This window comes from Longimonas sp. (assembly GCF_046498435.1).
Classification (GTDB): Bacteria; Bacteroidota; Rhodothermia; order Rhodothermales; family Salinibacteraceae; genus Longimonas.
This window is the reverse complement of the sequence record NZ_JAWOAR010000062.1, coordinates 1-18,682: the sequence shown is the minus strand read 5'-3', so window position 1 is coordinate 18,682 and position 18,682 is coordinate 1. Positions and strand designations below refer to the sequence as shown.

Genomic DNA, 18,682 nt, shown 5'->3' with positions numbered 1-18,682 from the left:
GCTCCAGGACCAGGAACTGTCCAAACTCCATGAAAAATACAAAAAATCCGAAGAAAAATACCGGTCCCTGTTTAATGAAAACCCCAATCCCATTTTTATCATTGACAGCCAGACCTTTGAGATTCTGGACGTGAACCACCGGGTCCTGGAAAATTACGGGTATGCCAAATCCGAACTCCTGGGCACCTCTTTTCTGGAAATCGGTGAAAAAACCGATGACACCATCAAACAGGGTATGCAGGGGTTGACCCGGGGCGGGTCCATGCTGTTCACCAAAAAACGTCACTTTCGGAAAACCGGCCAGGCCTTTTTTGTGAACATCAAGGTAGTCAAGGTGGTTTTCAGCCACCGGGATGTGTTCATTGCTTCCAGTACAGATATCACCGAAAGCGTGGAAAAGGAAACCCAGCTGATTCAGGCGGGCAAACTGGCCACCCTGGGCACCATGGCAGCCGGCATGGCCCATGAAATCAACCAGCCCTTGAATGTGATCCAGATCTCTCCGACGTTCAGGGCCTACCTGCTCGGAACGGTTCGGGGCTGACCGCTGTCGGTGCTACAGGCCCTTCTCGCGCTCTACCCAATACTATAGCAAGGCGTAGCTCATACCAAATCCGGGTACGGTGTTGCGGTATCGCTCGCCCCAGTCAGCGTTTTTACCAGGATAACCATCATTTGGAGGTTCCCCACGACCACCTCTTCTCTCCCTTCATACATCTCATACATCCACAAAGTATGCGGGATTGGTCTTGCGCATACGCTTCTACAGGCCGGTCCCTATCCGTTTTTCGCAATGGATGCAGCAGGACATCTTGTTATTTCCGGCAGCGGTTCCGTTCTTATGAGTAAACATAATGCTCCGCCATATTCCCTTGTGTCTTAAGCTCTGTTGCCCTATGCCTACTATTCAGCAGATTACCGCGCGCGAAGTCCTCGACAGTCGTGGCAATCCCACCGTCGAAGTGGATGTGATTACAGACCAGGGTATTCGTGGTCGGGCCGCCGTGCCCAGCGGGGCCTCAACCGGCGTACACGAGGCTGTGGAACTGCGCGATGACGATGCCGAGCGCTATCTGGGCAAAGGGGTAACACAGGCAGTGGGTCATGTCAACACAACCATTGCCGAAGCGCTCGTTGGGCACGTCGTTTCCGACCAGCACAGCCTCGACGCAGCCCTGCTCAACCTGGATGGCACGAGCAACAAGTCGAACCTGGGTGCCAATGCCATTCTGGGCGTCTCGCTTGCAACCGCTAAAGCCGCAGCACAAACGCACAAGCTGCCCCTGTACCGCTACCTGGGTGGAGCGCTTGCACGTCGCATGCCCGTGCCGCTCATGAACATCCTAAACGGCGGCCACCACGCCGATAATACGGTGGATATGCAGGAGTTTATGGTTACGCCTATCGGAGCCAGCAGCTTTGCCGAAGGCCTGCGCATGGGCGTAGAGGTCTTCCACACGCTCAAAAATGTGCTGGCAAAGAACGGCTACAGCACCGCCGTGGGCGATGAAGGCGGCTTTGCACCAGCGCTTGCCTCGAACGAAGAAGCCATTGAGCGCGTAGTCGAAGCCATCGAAGCAGCTGGATACGACGCCGGTACCGACCTCGCCATTGCGCTCGACCCCGCCACTGCCGAGATGTATGAAGACGGCCAGTACGTCTTCTGGAAGAGCGACCCCGACACGCCCCGCAGCTCCGAAGATATGGTGGCCTACTGGGCCGATTGGGTCGAGCGCTATCCTATTGTATCCATTGAAGACGCGATGGACCAGGATGACTGGAGCGGATGGCAGCAACTCACCGATGCCATCGGCGATCGCGTGCAACTTGTGGGCGATGACCTCTTCGTTACCAATACCGACCGTTTGCAGCGCGGTATCGATGAGGGATCGGCCAACTCCATTCTCATCAAACCGAACCAGATTGGCACGCTCACTGAAACGGTCGAAGCCATTGCACTTGCCCACGAGAATGGGTTCACCAGCGTGGTAAGTCATCGCTCGGGCGAAACCGAAGACACCACCATCGCCGACCTCGCGGTTGCGCTGGGTACGGGGCAGATCAAAACCGGATCGGCCAGCCGCAGCGACCGCCTTGCAAAGTACAACCAACTGCTGCGCATTGAAGAAAGCTTGGGCGATGCAGCCACGTATCCTGGAGCCGATGCTTTTACGCGCACGGCGTAACCGGCTCATTAGCTGTCACTTGTTTAGGACCCAAACTGCTTGTTGCTGCATCATGCCGCTTCCTGCATCCACCCGCGTTCGTCTGCTGCGTTGGAGCCTTGTGTTTGTACTGGGCATGGCGGGGATCTGGGTGCTCTTTCTGGATACGCATAGCGTGGTGCACCGCATTGAACTGCATCGCGAGTACGAAACCATTCGTGCAGAAAACGAACGTCTCCGCGAGGATATTGAGGACTTGAACGAGCAGTTGGCCGACTCGCTCTCCGATGAGGAAATCGAGCGCATTGCCCGCGAGGAGTACGGCATGCAGTATCCCAACGAAACGGTGCACCGCATCGACTAATCCACGAATCGGCTTCCACCCGTTGTCTTTTTCCACTGTTGCTTGCTTATGAGTACGTATGCACTTGGTATCGACTTAGGGGGCACGTCTATTAAGGGCGCGCTCGTAGAACAAGATACGGGCGTTGTAGCCCAGTGTGCACGGGCCACCGAAGGCGACCAGGGGCCTTCCCATGTGCTCGACCGCATTGCGGCCGTGGCTAAGGAACTTATGCATACCCACAATGGCCCCGCGCCTATTGGACTGGGGATGGGCGTTCCCGGCGCGGTCAATCTGGAGCGGACCACGGTAAGCTATCCTGCGAACCTCGACGATTGGGCAGTCGTCGATGTGCGCGCTGCATTGCGCGAACGGCTCGGCATTGCACACATCGTAGTCGAAAACGATGCCAACGTGGCGGGGCTCGGCTCGGCTCACTACGGCGTAGGCACCGCATATGACTCGTTCCTGATGGTGACGCTGGGCACGGGCGTAGGCGGAGCCATTATCCACAATAATCGCGTGTTTCGGGGAAGCACAGGCGGGGCGGGCGAAATTGGACACATGAGCATTGACTACGAGGGCCCTCTCGATAACTCGGGCGTGGCCGGAGCCGTTGAGGCGTACCTGGGACAGCGGTTCCTTTCGCAGCACGCGCGCCTGCGCCTGCGCCATCGTCCCGAAAGCACGGTCCACGGACTCACGGGCAACGACTTGAGCACGCTTACACCACGCACTTTGCACCAGGCTGCCAAACAAGGCGACGAGGCCGCAGCCGAGATTCTGGCGTGGGCTGGGCATAAGCTGGGATGCGCGCTAAGTTCAGCCGTTAATCTACTCGATATCCGCGTTGTTATTGTAGGCGGAGGCATCTCGAATGCAGGCGACTTTTTGCTCGACCCGGCTCGCGAAGCTCTGCACAATCAGGTGTTTCCGGGGGTGAAAGAGGGGGTTTGCATTGAACGTGAGAACCTGGGCAATGAAGTGGGGGTGTTGGGCGCAGCTCACCTGGCGTTTGCCACCAACCTCGCGGCGTAGTATCTGCCTGGGTATCCCGCATTATCAAGCTGTACGGTGTTATGACCAACTGGCCCTGGCTGCGCATTGGGTGGGCTGCGCTGTGTCTGGGTATGCTGTGTAGCCTGCTTGTTAGCCATTCGCATGCCGTTTCAACTGCTTCCGCTGTGCGGGCAGCAAGCCCCCAAGGCGTTGTTTTTCAAAAGGATACGACGGAGGTCTCCCGCCCCGCAGTAGACACCACCGAAGCCGACACCACCGAAGCCGACACCACCGAAGCCGACACCACTGCCGTACCAGACACTTCTCGTGGGGGCCGCCCCGGTGCCGTGCCTGCCGATACATCTGTTGGAGCCTCTCCAGACACAACGGGGGCCGAGGAGGGAGATCTGGAGGCCCCCATCGAACTGGCCGCGCGCGACTCGCTCATCCTTACGTTTGGCGACCCCGACAGTAGCGATACCGGGGCGCTCTATGGAGAAGCCTCGGCCACGTATCAAGACAATGTGCTGCGTGCACAGACCATCCAGTACCGCTTCGATAACGACGACCTGCGCGCCACCGGGCCGCCCTCCGACACGGCGCGGATTCCGTTTCCTGTGTTCGAGCGCGAGGGCGAAGACGGATTTCGGGGCGCCGAACTGGCCTTCAACTTGCGTTCGCAGCGGGGACGTGTGCTCCAGGCACGCACTCGTGCAGACGATGCCTCGCTCCGGGGCGGCATCATCAAACGCTTTGAAGAACGCACTACGTTCGTGGCCGACGGCATCTACACCACCGACGACCGCCCGCCCGGCGAAACGCCCTCGTACTCGCTGCGCTCTCCACGCATGAAGGTGATGAACGAGCGATGGGTGTACACCGGCCCTATCCAACTGTATATCTTTAACATTCCCACCCCGCTCTGGCTGCCGTTTGGTATCGTGCCCTACACCGAAGGCCGCCGCAGCGGACCGCTTCCACCCACCTACGGCGAAGACCAGCGCCGCGGCTTCTATCTGCGCGACTTTGGGTGGTACTTTGCTATGAATGAGTTCACCGACTTTGCCATTCGAGGCGGGGTGTGGTCCGGCGGAAGCTTCGAAATTAACCCCGAGTTTCGGTACCGCCGCACCGACCACTACGATGGCAATCTGGACCTTAATATGCTCTTTGAGCGCATCGGGAAGCCCGAAGACCCGAACTTCCAAAAATCCATAGAAGGCGAGCTCCGCTGGCGCCATAATCAAGACCTGAGCCCAACCGCATCAGTGCGAGGTAATATCCGCCTGATTACGTCGTCAGACTTTACGCAGGACAACACCACCGACTTCAACGACGCCGTTCGTCAGGATATCAACTCCAGCCTCAACTACACCAAAAACTGGCCCGATGGGGGGCGCAAGCTTACCTTAAGTGCAAGTCAGAACCAGAACCTAAGCTCGGGTAACACGAACCTCACACTGCCTGATCTTAGCTTCAATCAGCGTAGCTTTAAGCCGTTTGAACGCGACCGCGTGGGCCAGGATGAGGCGTGGTATGAGCGTATCACCACCAGCTACAGGGGGTCACTTAACAACGATTTTGTATATCGACCTACGGATACTACTGATGTGGCCTGGTACGAAGCGTTCGCCTCGCCCAGCGCATACCGCGAAGGGCACAGCGATCCGGACCGGCCCGACCCGTTCGATGTCGAGATGAGCCATCGCATCCCCCTGAGTGCGTCGTTTCGGGTCAATCGCTACAACCTCAACATCCGACCGAATATCAACTACAACTCGGACTGGGTGCTGCGCACGCAGCGCAAGCAACTCGTTGTGGATACGCTGGATACCGATGACACAACGGGGGTGGGCACGCCAGTTGAAACAGAGGTTGAGCGTACAAACGAAGCTGAGTTTGCCGCCCGCCACGAGTTCTCAACAGGCGTAAGCCTGAATACCGAGTTTTTTGGGACGTTTCCCGTTGAGCTGGGCTCGTTCCGCGGGCTCCGCCACCGCGTACAGCCGTCGCTGTCGTACAGCTATCGCCCCGATTTCAACAACCCGTTTTGGGGGCGCACCCGCAGCTATGTGTCGGATACGGATGGCACGGTGCAACGCTACGACATTTTTTCCGGGCGCGATGTACAGGGAAGTACCGAGCGGCAGAGCCTGGACCTTAACATAAGCAACCGCTTCGAGACCAAGCGGGTGCGCACCGACTCAACAGGAGCAACCCAGGAAAATACGGTGCAACTGCTAAGCCTAAACGCCAGCACGTCGTACAACCTGGCGGCCGACTCGCTCAACCTGAGCGACATTAGCATGAGTGCGCGCACCTCAATTAGCGATTACAATGTGAACGTACGTGGCACCCTTTCGCCGTACCAGTACGCCAACGTATCCGAATCGGACGACCGAGAGCAGTTAGCCGTTGTGAACCGATACATGGCCGCTCGCAGTCCGCTTACCCCCGTACGGCTTACGCGCCTCAACGCTACGCTAAGCGGCGGATTTCAGAGCAGTTCAGATGCACCCACTCCGTCATCGAGGACCGGTCAGGAGCGAGGACGAGGACGACGCACCGGGGCCAGTGAAAGCCCTCCTATGGGCGGCGCAGATATGGGCTCAACACGCACGGCATCGCCCGGACGCGTAGACTTTTCGATTCCCTGGTCGGTCGATTTTGATCTGAGGTACAGCATGAGTCGCCGATTCCGTGAGGCCGACCACGATGCCGAGGTGCGAACGCGGTTCAGCTTTAGCGTAACGCCCAAGTGGCGCGTAAGCGGTCAGACAACCGTCGATGCTGTACAAACAAAGATTGCGACTACGCAGCTTTCGGCCTACCGCGATCTGGGAGCATGGGAGATGTCCTTCTCCTGGGTCCCCTTCGGGCGCTTCCAGTCGTATAGCTTTAGCCTCAACGTAAAAGGCGGACAGCTGCGTAATCTGCTTCAGCTAAACGTGCCCCGCAACGAAACCGGGAGCCGACTGGGTGGCGCCGCTGGTGGCTTGTTGAGTGGCGGAAGCGGGGGCGGCAGACGTGGCGGTGGTGGACGCCCATTTTAGCGATGTTTATCCCCGCGATGTCTGCTTCTGCGCATACAAATCGCCATGAGGCTCCCTGCATAGATGGATACGCACACACTATGGCAGTTCGGGCAGCAGTAGCATCGGTTTTGGCGGATGCAGAGGTCGACACTGCGCCTGTGGTCGTGGGCGTAAGCGGCGGCATCGACTCAATGGTGCTGGTCCACGCCCTAAATGCAGAAGGCGCACGCGGCATCATCGTGCACGTCAACTACGGGCTGCGCCCCAGCGCCGATGCCGACACCGCGCTGGTGCAGACATGGGCCGCCCGGCACGTGCCCGACTGGCCCGTGGTGGTGCACCGTCCCGACACGCTCAGCGGCAACACGCAAGACGCGGCGCGCCAGGTGCGCTATGCCGAAATGCATCGCGTGGCGCAGGCACACGGCAGCCGCGTCGTGCTCGTAGCCCACCATCAGCGCGACCAGGTCGAAACCGTGCTGCTGCACCTGCTGCGCGGTACCGGGCCGCGTGGACTGGCCGGGATGCCACGCTCGCGCCTGCTGCAAGACGACCCCGATGTACGCCTGTGGCGTCCGCTCCTGCATACGCCCAAGGCCGACATCAAGGCATACGCCGAGGCCCACCGCGTCCCCTATCGCACCGATCCGACCAACACTCGATCCGACTACACCCGCAATCGCCTGCGCCACGAGGTGCTGCCCGTGCTGCGCGACATTGCATCGGAGGCCGAGGCGCGCATCAGCGACACCGCCCGGCTGCTGCGCTCGTACGTAGATGAGCACTGGACACCCGCACTGCGCGAGCGCTTCGACGCCGCCTACGCCTCCACCCCGCACGGCGGACGCCTGGACCTGGCCCCCATCCGCGAGGCCACGCCTGTCATGCAGACCGCCCTGGCCCACAAGCTGCTGCGCACGGCTTGCCCCGACGCGGCTCATACGCAGGCTGTGGCGGAAGCCGTTGTAGATCTGACGGATGCCCAGGTCGGGCGCCGCGTGGATGCCGGAGCAGCAACGGTGTGGCGCACGCGCACCCATCTGGAGGCCGTTGCCAATCCGCCCGAGTTGCCCGGTGCGCAGCCGGTATCGCTTGCAGGCTCGCCCGTACAACTGCCTACGGGCACGCTCCACTGCGCCGAGACCGATGTGCCGGAGCAACGCGCGCTCCGTGCAAGCTCGAACATCGCCTACGTGGATGCAGCGCAGTGGCATCCCCCCGTAACCGTACGCCCGTGGCGCAAGGGCGACCGCCTGCAGCCGCTGGGCATGACCGGCCATAAATCCGTAAGCGATCTCCTCACCGACGCAAAGGTGCCTCCGCATCGGCGGGCGCAGCAGCTGGTTGTTGTAGATGCGAAGCGCATTCTGTGGGTCGTGGGACATCGCATCCACCACGCCGTGCGTGTAACCGCTTCCACCGACCGCGTCGTGCAGATGCGCTGGAAACCACGCCCGAACGCGGGTGAATAGTCGGTTTGCCGCTACCATTTCCCCCCACGCCTGTGTATGTTGACACGTGTTGCATCGCCCCATCCTTGATCATAGCTGACGACGACCTCCGATGTCTTTGACCCGCGATTTGACCGACACGGCCCCCCAGGCTCCCGATACGACGCTCACGTGCCGAGGTGAGCAGTTTCGCCTGTATCTGACTGACAAGACCATCCAGGAGCGCCTGCAGGAGATTGGCGCGGCCATCAGCGAGGAGTACGAAGGCCGCACGCCTATTCTGGTAAGTGTGCTCAACGGCGCCTTTATGGTGACGGCCGACCTGATGCGCTACATTACCATCGACTGCGAGATTGACTTCATGAAGCTGTCGTCGTACGGCGATGAGAAGGTCTCCAGCGGTGAGGTGACCGAACTCAAGCGCATTGACGCCAACCTGGAAGGCCGCGATGTGATTGTGGTGGAGGACATTGTGGATACCGGGCTCTCCATGCAGTTTATCTTGAATATGATGGAGTCGCACCGCCCCGCCTCACTCCGCACGGTGACCCTGCTCCATAAGCCCACATCAAACGACACGGATGTGCAACTGGATTATGTGGGATTCAACATTCCCGATCTGTTCGTGATTGGCTACGGCCTCGACTACGGCCAGATTGCCCGCAACCTGCCCGACATCTACATTCTGGATGAGGAGTAGTGGATCGCTCCTCGGGCGAGGCCCCGTTTAGCCAACAAGCTCTCGACGCCAACAAAAAAGCAGCCCGCTCCCTATCGGAGCAGGCTGCTTTTTGTGGTGTTGTCGTGAGTCAGTAGAGCGCTTACAGTCCCTTCAAGCGCTCGGATACGTTGGCCACGCGGCGGCCCAGATTGCGGGCGGAAAGGAGCTCTTCTTCCACCGGCTGACGCGAGCCATCACCCCCGGCCAGCGTGGCGGGGCCGTAGGGCGAACCGCCAATGCCGTCGGTCGTCAGGATCTGCGGGTTCTCGCCGTAGGGCAGTCCCACGAAGATCATGCCCAGGTGCAAGAGCGGCACCAGACTCGTCAGGATGGTCGTCTCTTGCCCGCCGTGGATCGTGGCGGTAGAGGTGAACATTGCGGTGGCTTTGCCTTCCAGCTCGCCGTTCTGCCAGAGCGCGCCCGTGCTGTCGATGAACTGCTTCATCTGCGCGGTCATGTTGCCGTAGCGCGTGGGCGACCCCCAGATGATGCCATCGGCCCAGCGCAGATCGTCGTGCGTCACCTCGGGATGCTCGCTCATGGCTTCTTGCGCCTGCACGTAGGCATCCTGGCCACTCATGGCCTGGCGGGCGCCCTCCAGCTCCGGAATGCGCCGCAACTGCACGTCGGTGTCGTCGACGCCTTCTGCTCCTTCGGCCACGGCCTGGGCCATCTGATACGTGTGTCCGTAGGACGAGTAAAACGGGATAAGAACGTTGGTTGCCATATCAACAAGTGGTTGGTTATCCAAAAGAACACAGAGGGATGCGCAGAGCGTGACCCTGCACACCATGCTATGCCACCGGTTGGGAAGCAGCCTCAATGGGCGTGAGTTTGTCCTCGATGGAGGCGCGGTCCGGCTCCAGTGCCGGTGGCAACGTAACTTTTCCGGCGTCGGCCTCCTCCACGGGGAACGGCGCCCCCGTATCGGTTGCAATTTCGATGAGAATGCCGCCCGGCTCGCGCACGTAGATCGACGTAAAGTAGTGCCGGTCGATGATGGGCGAGACGTTCAGCCCCGCGCTCGTGATGCGCTCGTGCCAGTCGGTAATCGTGTCTTCATTGGGCGTGCGCAGCGCCACGTGATGCACGCCGCCTTTGCCCAGCCAGCCGCGCCCTACGTCCGATCGTTCAATCAGATGCAACTCGGCAGCCGCCCCGCCATCGCCAATCGAAAAGACGGTGGCGGTGTCAGGGGGATGCGGAAGGCCCACGTCAGAGTCGGGCGCGTCGACGGTGTAGTCGCGGGTGGGGGCGAGTCCGAGCACATCGGTAAGCACCTGGCGCGTGGGGGCGTCGGCATCGACGGTAATCTCGACGGGCCCGAGGCCCTGGATGGCGTAGTCGCTGTCTACGGGGGACTGTGACCACGGTGTGGTGTCGGGGACGCGGTCTACGTCGGGTGCATCGTCGACCAGGTGCAGGGTCTGGCCCTCCGCATCATACAGCGTGATCGCGGCGCGCCCGGCCCGCTGATGGATGGGCGTACGCCGCACACCCACCGCATCCAGATGCTCGGCCCACGCCTGTAGTGCGGCCTCGCCCCGCACCCGCAGCGACGTGCCAGTGATGAGCCCGGTGCCGTCGCGCTGATCGCGAGCGCGGGCGATGTCGAAAAACGTGAGATCGGTGCCTGGCGTGCCGTGCGTATCCGCATAAAACAGGTGATATGACGACGTATCATCCTGATTCACGGTCTTTGCGACCAGGCGTAGCCCCAGCGTCTGCGTGTAAAACTGCACGTTGTAGCTGGCGCGTCCGGTAACGGCGGATACGTGGTGGACGCCCTGAAGCGTGTCGTCGGAAGCCATGGGGATTGGGAATCAGTTAGGAGGTCAGGGGACCTACGCTGCGTTGTCTCGCAGGCGATGGAGCAGCCGAAAGAGCGTCTCTTTTTCAGGAGTGGAGAGGGCGTCCATCAGGGATTGCAACAGTTGGGCGTGCTCGGGAAAGACCTGCTCTACGAACTCACGTCCGGTATCGGTAAGCGCCACCTGCTGCACGCGTCCATCGTTGGGGTCGGCGCGGCGAACGAGCATGCCTTCGTCTTCCAGCTGGTCGAGCACGTAGGTCATGCTGCCGCTGGTAAGGAGCACGCGCTCGCCCACCTCGCCCACCGGAAGCGGCCCTTTGTGCAGGAGCACTTCAAGCACCGCAAACTGCTTCATGGTGAGGCCGTGCGCCTCCACCTGAGCGCGCAGCGGCGCGTCGATGGCGTGCTGGGCGCGGTTCAGCGCAATCCATACCTGCAAAGCCCGGCGGCGGTCGCGCTCCATGAATCGTGTTGCCACATGCATATTTGTCTTGAGGTCAAGACATTGGAGGGAAGTGCGTGCATACCGTTCCGTGCGTTGCAGGGTCGTTGCAGAGTGGGGTACGTTGCGCAGATGCGAGAAGCACGCACTGATTTTCAGTTTGCTCAACATGACAACCCGTTGGAGAGCAAGGGACTGGAGAGCACCTTTCAGCGCGCGTCCCTCCCACACCATAACATTCAGGTGTGAGACATCAGTAAGTCGACAAATAAGTCGACAAATAAGTACGCTAACACCATGTCATCGTGAGGACGGACGGCAAGATGCACCTCGCAGCCCAAAATAAGAAGGTAGTAGTCAGACGTTAAGTGATACGATGCATAACGGGATGGGCCCGTGTAGCCGCTATCGTCATGCTGAACGCAGTGAAGCATCTCAGGTCACGCGGACGGAGCCCCTGCTTCGGGGACGCGCGATGCGGTGCTCCGGTGCGGGGCGCGATTTCAAGCGTGCGAGGTCAGCGTTGAGATCCTTCCCCCCGGCAGCCGTCGGGCGTCAGGATGACCGGCGGATGAGGTCTTCAGTAATCACTAACCTTCTATCTACTACCAATAAGAAATCAAAACAGGCTCTCATTCTTCTTCTTCAATCGGGATAGGTTGCCCGGAGAGCACGATCGCACCTACGCTGTCGAGCCGCACGGCGGGCGTGTCGATGCTGGCGTGCAGCAGGTCGGCGTGCTCGGGTGTGAGGGTGCGGTCGGCGTCGAGGTGAGCGTGGGCCTGGCGCTGGTGTTCGTGCAGCGTGTCGGCACTGAGCAGGGCGTTGCGAGCGGCGTCGCGAGCCTCGTTGCAGCGCGTGGCCCAGCGCTTCGGGGGCACGAAGTCGTCGAGTACGGGCAGGCGGTCGCCTTTTATGTTGGTGTCGGCCCCGCCGTCTTGCTGGCGCTCGGGCTCGGCTTCGAGCAGGCTGCGTACCCCTTCGTTGTTGATGACCTGGCCGCGCGCATCCGTGCACACGGTGATGAACTGCGGCGCAAAGACGCCATCGGCGCGGCGCTGCAAAGCGGCCTGGGCGGCAGTGTCGCCGGCCTCAGCGAACGAGTCGGTGTCGGCCTCCACCACGAACTCGAATCGGAAGTAGAGCGCATCCTCCTGGTCGAGCAGGTTCCACTGGCGGCTGGTGCGCCAGATGGCGTAGGCACGGCCCCGGTCATCCCACTCGAAGTAGTTGACGAGCGCATCCAGGAACGGATGCCCTATCCGAAACAGGTTGGCCGACCGGTCGGGACGCTGCTGGCTGGCTACGGCCACCGAGCGGTGGTACGTGGTAGGCTTGTCCGATTTGGGGAGGAAGCGGTTCAGGATGGTGTCGAAGGGAATCAGCGTTTTCCCGTTGAAGTCCGGCTGGTAGCGCATCATGTCGTCGGGGTAGCCGCGCTTGGAGCGATGGAAGCGCAGCGCTTTGGTGATCCACGGATCCATGTCGCGGTAGAGAGCGCGGCTGTCGGATTCGAGGTCGTGGAGCGCGTCGACGTAGTCGGACGGGTCGGCGTGCAGCGCTTCGGGCTGCTCAAACAGCGCCTGGTGCTGCTGCGCCGTGCGGACGGATTCAGCCTGCGTGTGCAGCGTCTCGATACGATCGGCCAGCGCGTCGGTGCCATGGGTAAGCAGCGCCTGGAGCACCTCGGGGCGGGCAGACTCGGCCCAGGATTGCACGGGAGCGAGCGAGGCATCGAACAGGCCAAATCCGTCGCGCAGCAGGTGGTACCACGCCTCAAAGAGCGAGCCGTCCACGTCGGGTCCGAGGTAGACGTGCGTGTGCAGCGGACGCCCATCGCGCCCGATGCGGTCGAGGCGGCCTATGCGCTGCTCGATGGCGACCGGATCCCACGGCAGGTCGTAGTGCACAAGGTGGTCGGCGTGCTGCAGGTCGGCACGGTCCAGCGCCGAGGGGTCACACACGAGGATGCGACAGGCATCTTCTTCCACGAGCCGATCTATCGCATCGGCGGCGAGGTCGGGCTCGGTGGTGGTGTGATGCAGCGCCACGGCAGCATGCCCAAACTGCTCGGTGAGCGCCTCATGCAGATGTGTGGCGACCGACGGATACTGCGTGTAGACGACGAACGTATCGGGCAGCTCATCGTCGGGGTCGATCTGCTGATCGAGGAAGGCGGATAACCAGTCAGCATGCGACAGATCCATCGCGTCGACCTCGGCGCGGGCGGCCTCTTCCATGTCGGTAAGCAGGTTGGCCTCGCCATCGAAGAGCGGCACGTTGGATAGCCGATCCATCTCGGCGGCGGTCAGGTCGTCCGACAGGCGCGCGGCGGCGGTGCCCTCGCGCCGGTAGGCCGCCACGTCGGCAACCAGCGGCAGGTGGCTGCTTGCGGTTTCGGCGAGGATGCGCAGCACAGAGGCATACGCATCATCTTCTGTGGCGGCGGCCTGGGCACGCCAGGTGGCGAGCAACGCATGCACGTTTTCCTCGCGCAGATCCATGCCGAACTCGGCGTAGCCCGGCGCAGTGCGGGGAGCGTCTACCGAGTCCACGTCGGTGCGCTGCACGTGTAGCATGCGCGGGTGCCAGCGGTACGTGTCGGTTAGGCGGATGCGCAGGGCGTTAGCGGCGTCGGAGCGTGCGTTCTCATCACCGTTGGCAGCAGCCTCCTGAAGGGCACGCATGGCGCGCCGAAGGCCGGCCTCGGATTCGGGAATGATCTCGCGGAGATCGGAAAGGATGGCGGTGTAGGCATCGGCCTGGGCTTCCCCCCGAACAATCTGTTCCTGAAGCGTTTGCAGGGCGGATCCGATGGCCTGGCGTTGCTCGTGCTTCTGATGCAGGGACTCGCGGTCGCCACGTGGGTAGGCGTCGCTGTCGAGCAGGTGCAAGAGCGGGTGCAGGTCCTCGGGATCGGCGATGGCGGGAGCGTCGGCCAGCAGTAGGAGGCGCGGGGCCTGATGCGTGCGTGTGGCCATGACCTCGAACGCGTCGTGGTCGGCATTAAGACGCTGGGCCTTGTCGACGATGAGGAGATCGGCCTCGGGGGCGTTCGAGAGGGCGTGCAGCGCGATAAGCGTGACGGTGCCGGGCAGGGCGTCGGTATCGAACTGGTCGCTAAGCGTGCGCTTCCACCGGGCGTGCCGGTCGCGCGGGGCGGCGATGCAGACGGTGGCATCATCGGCGTCGATGAGCGTCTGCCGTACGAGGATGCCCGCCTGCACGACGGTGCCGAGTCCGGGCTCGTAGGTGAGCAGGTAGCGCGGGGTAGGATCTTCGAGGATACGCTGCGCCACATCCACCTGATGCGCGTACAGATTGATGCTGGCCGAGAGGAGTCCGGAGGCGTTGTGTGCGGCGCTGCGTTGCCGAAGCAGGGCACGCACGAAGGGTTCGCGCTGATTGCGGAAGAAGACGGTTTCGTGGCCCTTCTGCTTGAGCGTTTCGGTGGGGTCGTCGACGGGGCGCGACCACCGCACGAAGAGATGTTCTTTGCCGGGATCTTTGACCTCCTGGTCGGGCAGTTCGATCATGTGGTCGCCATCGCCGAGGCGGCGCACGCGGCCCATGTGCCAGCGCTCGGCCTCGGGATCGAAGACGTAGCAGCGCGTCTGGTTGGCCAGGCGCACCACGCGCAGGTCCTCGGCGGGAACGGAGCGCGTTTCGCGGTGGGCGATGGTGTCGAAGTACTCGACGGTGGCGGTGCCGTTGTCGAGCGCTACGCACTTGCCAATGCCGAGTCCGTTGCCCGCAATCACGAAGTCGTGCGGGCTGATGTCGGCATCGGGGAGCGGCTCGGCGCCGGGCGGGTGTTCGGAATCGCCCAGGTGCTGGGCCAGGGCCTGAAGCTGCGTGTAGTCGGGCAGCGATTCGCCTGCGGCCCACTGTTCTACGGTTTGCGGCAGGGTGCCGGTGAGGCGGGCGAGGTCCTCCCACGAGTAGCCCAACTGCTCGCGGCGTGCGGTGAGCCACCAGTGAAGCAGGAGCACCATCTGTTGATCGTCGGTTGCCGGGGTTGCCATAGGGCGGTGTGAAGCACGTGGGAGAGAGCATGAGGGCTTCCGTGGACAGAAGACCACGGCACGTAACGAGGTGCACGGGCGCAGGTGCCGACGCGGCGTTCGATTCGGCTGTGAAGTGTGGAGCAGGAAGGAAGGGTGGAAGTGTGGAGGGGTGGAAGGTGGAGGCGTGGTTTAACTTTACGGGATCGCTGAAGGCATTCAAGACATGTCCGTTGTCTTTAGCATACAGGCATTCACCATGCCTGGAAAAAAAACCTGCCCATCATAAGGTCATCCTGACGCCCATAGGCGGAAGGATCTCAACGCCGACCTTACACTCAGAATCGTTCTTCTCCCCTCGCATCATGTTGTGCGTTACTCAGGCCGGTTCTCCGCTCGTGTGACCTGAGATGCTTCACTTCGTTCAGCATGACGATAGAGAACAGCCCTACGGAAATTTTCGGGTGTACGTTATCGTTTACTATCTACCGACGATCGGGGAGGGATGGAGGCGTGGAAGGGAGGAGGATAGAGAATGGAGGGATGGCGGCTTTTCTCAGTCTACGTCGAGCACTTTGTGGGTTTGGGTGCTCACGCTCCACTCGGGGTGTTGGGTGGCCAGGGCGACGGCCTCTTTCTGCGCCTCCTGGAGGCGCGGACCGTCTTCGGGCTGCACGTAGAGGCAACACCGCGTCTCGCCTGCGATGGTGTGCCGCGTGCCGCGCCGGGCGAACCGCTCGTAGTGAGCGGGGCGGTAATCGGGCACGACCAGTTTCAGTTCGTCGAAGCGCTCCAGGGTGAGGTGCTCTTCGGGCAGTTTGGGACTGCACGTGATCCAGTCCGGTGCCGTGATCTCGTCGGTTTCTGGGTCTGCAAATGCCTCTTCCAGTGCCACCGTACCGTTGGTTTCGATGGCAACGGTGTACCCGGCCTTATGCATCGCCTGGATGAGCGCGGCGTCGGCCTGCAGGAAGGGTTCGCCGCCGGTCAGCACGCAGAAGTCGATAGGGCCCCCGAAGTCGCGCATCTGTTGGGTGAGTTCGGCGGCGGTGTAGGCGGTGCTGCCTTCTTTGGTGAAGTCGGTGTCGCACCAGCGGGGGCAGTCGGCGCCGGTGCGCTGGGCGTCGCGCTCGCGATCGGCCTCGTATCCGCTCCACATGTTGCATCCAACCAGCCGGACAAACACGGCGGGCCGCCCGGCCCAGAAGCCCTCGCCCTGCACCGTGGGGAAGATGTTCTTGACGCGATAGGTGGGTTCGGGGTCAGGGGAAGAAACGCGTGTGGCGTCGGGCAACGCGACGGGGCGAGCATCTACACTTCTATCCTCCATTTTCAATCCTCCATCTTCCATCATAACCACGATCCATCCTGTGTGGGCACGTGCATTCGAGACATGAGCATTGCCTACACCCAGCCCTTCTCCTTCGCCTCTTCGTAGCCTTGGGCGCGCAGTTTGGAGGCGGGGTTGTCGAGTTGGCCGTAGCCCCACTCGTTGAGATGGCTGCGGTCGCCGTTGTAATCGGTGTGGCTCATGACGCGCACAGTTTCGAGCACATCGCATCCAGCAACGGTGCCAAGGTCGGCGGCGAGCTTCCAGGTTTCGGCCTTCGTGCGGTCCATCAGCGGGGTGTGGATCTGCAGGTCCGCGTCCATGGCCAGGGAGAGGCTCGTCTGCATCGCGCTGATGAACGTGCGTCGGCAGTCAGGGTAGCCGGAGTAGTCGGTCTGGCACATGCCGCCCACGAGCTGCGTGATGCCCCGGTTGTACGCGTAACTGGCCGCGGTGCTCAAAAAGAGCGCGTTGCGTCCGGGCACGAAACTGGCGGGCAAGTCCTCGTTCTGGGCGTGCGGCGCGTTCATGTCCTTATCGTGCTCGGTCAAGGCCGAACCGGAGAGCGCACCAGTCAGGTCAATGCAGTCGTAGGCAACACCGGCCTTCTCGGCAATCTGTTCGGCCTGCTCGATCTCCACGGCGTGTTTTTGTCCGTACGAGAAGCCCAGCGTCTGCACCTGGGCAAAGCGCTGGAGCGCCCAGAAGAGGCAGGTGGTGGAGTCCTGGCCTCCGGAGAAGAGAACGAGTGCGGCGGAATCGGTAGGCATAACGGGGGAAGACGGATTGATGCATCAGCAGAGATGTGTATGCTGGGCACTGGGTGCGAGTTCGGGCGAAGCGCCCCGCTCGTGAAAACTCGCTCAACGATTGGGCTGGATCTTGCCTTGTGGCGGCGTGTTTGGTAGAATGGATACGCATTATACTCCACACGTGCACCATTCGTCGCAGCCACGAACCGCACGTCATCATACGGAGGGGTGGCAGAGCCTGGTTGAATGCACTGGTCTTGAAAACCAGCAGGCCCTCGCGGGTCTCGGGGGTTCGAATCCCTCCCCCTCCGCTTCTTTTTGCATGTCTTGGCTGTCTTCCTGGCTGTGTAGTACTGCCAGAGCAACGTAAAGGAGCAAACGCAAGGTGTGTAGGAATCATATATCTTTGCGTTTGCTGATCAAGATCTCCTGTTCGAGTCCGCACCCGTAACGCGTAAGCAGGTCAGCAATCGCGTGTACCTCAGGTGGGGCGTTGTCCATCGATGCAAGAAGCGGACGGTTATTTCGGTACAGGGCTCGCTTTCCATATCGCTGCAGCAACACGTCCAAGTCAGGAGGGGAATACAGCCGGGCACGGGTGCCACACTGGGCATAGAGCCGAACATACTCGTGGAGGCCCACCGGGTCGTAGTCGGGGCAGTGCACCACATCGACTGTTTCCATAGCAGGACTTGCCAGCCATGCAATAACCCGGCTCGACAGGCGCCCGTGTCCATACAGGGCGATGTCAAAATCTACTCCAAGCGCTTCAGCGCGAAGAAAGGCGGTCTGGTTTTCAACGATAGCGAGCGTACCGTTCATAGCCACCTTCTGGTCTGCGTGCAGAAGCACAGACGCTACGCCGGCCGTTGCCGTCAACGCTCCAACGGGCACGTCGGTATTACTGCACGCAACGGTCGTTCCTGGGCGGCCCCGGAGCAGCAGAATATCGGTGTCTTGGGTGCCCCGTTTGGCATCTCGAAAATGCTGCACCCCTTCAACAGTAGACAAGCCTTCCGAACGATGGGCAGCTTCTGAAGCGCTGGCCAGTCCATTGGGGTAGTGCTTTGCGGCAAAACGGCGGACGACTTCGGCCTTCTTTACTACCAGCCGTTCTCCGTTACCAGACGTTTCTCGTACTAAAACACCGCCGTCCAGGAGCGGGCGCAGTGCGGCATGCTGCTTCGCACTGACCGTGCTCCAGGCCACGGCCCCATGATCTATCAAAGCAGTAAGGGTAGTTAGCAAGCCGTCAGCCATTGGTTTTGGGGGATGTGTTAGCGCTTGTTTCGGTTGCTGATTGTACGTCTTCCAAGAGTGGGCCCTTCGCCGTCAGAGGTAGCTGAAAGGCGCACGCGTTGTTCGGGTCCCAAGTAGACCCGGTCTTCCGACGCTCGAAGGTAGTACAAATGGTCAACAGCTGTTGACTCGGTTGGACTTGCCAGAATGGGAACGAACCCCATGCGTTGTGCAGCCGCAACGATCCCGGCCAGGTTGCGGTCGTCCAGGCTGGAGGCTTCGTCGAGATAAAACGGAATAGCGCGCTCGGTGTCGCTGAGCATGTTTTTCAAGAAAATTGGCAAGCCCTGTGCCGGGTTCCGTCGGCTGAACAAGCTCAACCTCTCCT

At 61.3% G+C, this 18,682-nt stretch carries 15 protein-coding genes and 1 tRNA gene; 8 read left to right on the top strand and 8 right to left on the bottom strand.

The window, feature by feature from the left end:
* From R6U20_RS02630 to hpt, 7 genes are all read left to right on the top strand, one after another.
* Nucleotides 1-544, top strand: a 544-nt coding sequence (locus R6U20_RS02630) for a PAS domain S-box protein (RefSeq protein WP_410336319.1), incomplete at its 5' end; no start/stop codon positions are given.
* Between the two features lie 352 nt (nucleotides 545-896).
* Entirely contained in the window at nucleotides 897-2,186 is a 1,290-nt protein-coding gene (gene eno, locus R6U20_RS02625; protein WP_410336318.1) for a phosphopyruvate hydratase, read from the top strand.
* A 52-nt stretch (nucleotides 2,187-2,238) separates the two neighbouring features.
* Nucleotides 2,239-2,529: an FtsB family cell division protein gene (locus R6U20_RS02620; protein WP_410336317.1), complete on the top strand. Its 291-nt coding sequence runs from the start codon at nucleotides 2,239-2,241 to the stop codon at nucleotides 2,527-2,529.
* A gap of 48 nt (nucleotides 2,530-2,577) precedes the next feature.
* Nucleotides 2,578-3,546 carry an ROK family protein gene (locus R6U20_RS02615; protein WP_410336316.1) on the top strand — a complete coding sequence of 323 codons (969 nt, stop codon included), beginning with the start codon at nucleotides 2,578-2,580 and terminating at the stop codon, nucleotides 3,544-3,546.
* Between the two features lie 41 nt (nucleotides 3,547-3,587).
* Nucleotides 3,588-6,560, top strand: a complete 2,973-nt coding sequence (locus R6U20_RS02610) for a putative LPS assembly protein LptD (RefSeq protein WP_410336315.1) — start codon at nucleotides 3,588-3,590, stop codon at nucleotides 6,558-6,560.
* 80 nt (nucleotides 6,561-6,640) lie between these two features.
* Nucleotides 6,641-8,014: a tRNA lysidine(34) synthetase TilS gene (tilS, locus tag R6U20_RS02605; RefSeq protein ID WP_410336314.1), complete on the top strand. Its 1,374-nt coding sequence runs from the start codon at nucleotides 6,641-6,643 to the stop codon at nucleotides 8,012-8,014.
* 91 nt (nucleotides 8,015-8,105) lie between these two features.
* The gene (gene hpt, locus R6U20_RS02600; protein ID WP_410336313.1) at nucleotides 8,106-8,693 is read left to right on the top strand and encodes a hypoxanthine phosphoribosyltransferase; all 588 of its coding nucleotides are present in this window, start codon (nucleotides 8,106-8,108) and stop codon (nucleotides 8,691-8,693) included.
* A 121-nt stretch (nucleotides 8,694-8,814) separates the two neighbouring features.
* Here the strand turns inward: hpt and wrbA are convergent, their stop codons facing one another.
* The 6 genes from wrbA to queC form a co-directional block, all read right to left on the bottom strand.
* Nucleotides 8,815-9,441 carry an NAD(P)H:quinone oxidoreductase gene (gene wrbA / locus R6U20_RS02595; protein WP_410336312.1) on the bottom strand — a complete coding sequence of 209 codons (627 nt, stop codon included), beginning with the start codon at nucleotides 9,439-9,441 and terminating at the stop codon, nucleotides 8,815-8,817.
* Between the two features lie 67 nt (nucleotides 9,442-9,508).
* On the bottom strand, nucleotides 9,509-10,525 hold the full coding sequence (locus R6U20_RS02590) for a VOC family protein (RefSeq protein WP_410336311.1): 1,017 nt from the start codon (nucleotides 10,523-10,525) through the stop codon (nucleotides 9,509-9,511).
* Between the two features lie 33 nt (nucleotides 10,526-10,558).
* Entirely contained in the window at nucleotides 10,559-11,005 is a 447-nt protein-coding gene (locus R6U20_RS02585; protein WP_410336310.1) for a MarR family winged helix-turn-helix transcriptional regulator, read from the bottom strand.
* Between the two features lie 596 nt (nucleotides 11,006-11,601).
* The gene (dpdE, locus tag R6U20_RS02580) at nucleotides 11,602-14,994 is read right to left on the bottom strand and encodes a protein DpdE (protein WP_410336309.1); all 3,393 of its coding nucleotides are present in this window, start codon (nucleotides 14,992-14,994) and stop codon (nucleotides 11,602-11,604) included.
* Nucleotides 14,995-15,529: 535 nt separating this feature from the next.
* Complete coding sequence (locus R6U20_RS02575) at nucleotides 15,530-16,303, bottom strand: 7-carboxy-7-deazaguanine synthase QueE (protein ID WP_410336308.1); 774 nt, start codon at nucleotides 16,301-16,303, stop codon at nucleotides 15,530-15,532.
* 74 nt (nucleotides 16,304-16,377) lie between these two features.
* Nucleotides 16,378-17,073, bottom strand: coding sequence for a 7-cyano-7-deazaguanine synthase QueC (queC, locus tag R6U20_RS02570; protein ID WP_410336307.1), 696 nt, complete (start codon nucleotides 17,071-17,073; stop codon nucleotides 16,378-16,380).
* 204 nt (nucleotides 17,074-17,277) lie between these two features.
* On the opposite strand from queC, the gene R6U20_RS02565 reads away from it, so the two are divergent.
* A tRNA-Ser gene (locus R6U20_RS02565) sits at nucleotides 17,278-17,366 on the top strand.
* A gap of 85 nt (nucleotides 17,367-17,451) precedes the next feature.
* On the opposite strand, the gene R6U20_RS02560 is transcribed toward R6U20_RS02565, so the two are convergent.
* The gene (locus R6U20_RS02560; RefSeq protein ID WP_410336306.1) at nucleotides 17,452-18,315 is read right to left on the bottom strand and encodes a hypothetical protein; all 864 of its coding nucleotides are present in this window, start codon (nucleotides 18,313-18,315) and stop codon (nucleotides 17,452-17,454) included.
* A gap of 17 nt (nucleotides 18,316-18,332) precedes the next feature.
* Nucleotides 18,333-18,682, bottom strand: a 350-nt coding sequence (locus R6U20_RS02555; RefSeq protein ID WP_410336305.1) for a hypothetical protein, incomplete at its 5' end; no start/stop codon positions are given.

What these genes read in the sequence shown, in the direction of transcription:
- eno (WP_410336318.1), top strand. Translation starts at nt 897, where the DNA reads ATGCCTACTATTCAGCAGATTACCGCGCGCGAAGTCCTCGACAGTCGT.
- R6U20_RS02620 (WP_410336317.1), top strand. Translation starts at nt 2,239, where the DNA reads ATGCCGCTTCCTGCATCCACCCGCGTTCGTCTGCTGCGTTGGAGCCTT.
- R6U20_RS02615 (WP_410336316.1), top strand. Translation starts at nt 2,578, where the DNA reads ATGAGTACGTATGCACTTGGTATCGACTTAGGGGGCACGTCTATTAAG.
- R6U20_RS02610 (WP_410336315.1), top strand. Translation starts at nt 3,588, where the DNA reads ATGACCAACTGGCCCTGGCTGCGCATTGGGTGGGCTGCGCTGTGTCTG.
- tilS (WP_410336314.1), top strand. Translation starts at nt 6,641, where the DNA reads ATGGCAGTTCGGGCAGCAGTAGCATCGGTTTTGGCGGATGCAGAGGTC.
- hpt (WP_410336313.1), top strand. Translation starts at nt 8,106, where the DNA reads ATGTCTTTGACCCGCGATTTGACCGACACGGCCCCCCAGGCTCCCGAT.
- wrbA (WP_410336312.1), bottom strand. Translation starts at nt 9,441, where the DNA reads ATGGCAACCAACGTTCTTATCCCGTTTTACTCGTCCTACGGACACACG.
- R6U20_RS02590 (WP_410336311.1), bottom strand. Translation starts at nt 10,525, where the DNA reads ATGGCTTCCGACGACACGCTTCAGGGCGTCCACCACGTATCCGCCGTT.
- dpdE (WP_410336309.1), bottom strand. Translation starts at nt 14,994, where the DNA reads ATGGCAACCCCGGCAACCGACGATCAACAGATGGTGCTCCTGCTTCAC.
- R6U20_RS02575 (WP_410336308.1), bottom strand. Translation starts at nt 16,303, where the DNA reads ATGGAGGATAGAAGTGTAGATGCTCGCCCCGTCGCGTTGCCCGACGCC.
- queC (WP_410336307.1), bottom strand. Translation starts at nt 17,073, where the DNA reads ATGCCTACCGATTCCGCCGCACTCGTTCTCTTCTCCGGAGGCCAGGAC.
- R6U20_RS02560 (WP_410336306.1), bottom strand. Translation starts at nt 18,315, where the DNA reads ATGGCTGACGGCTTGCTAACTACCCTTACTGCTTTGATAGATCATGGG.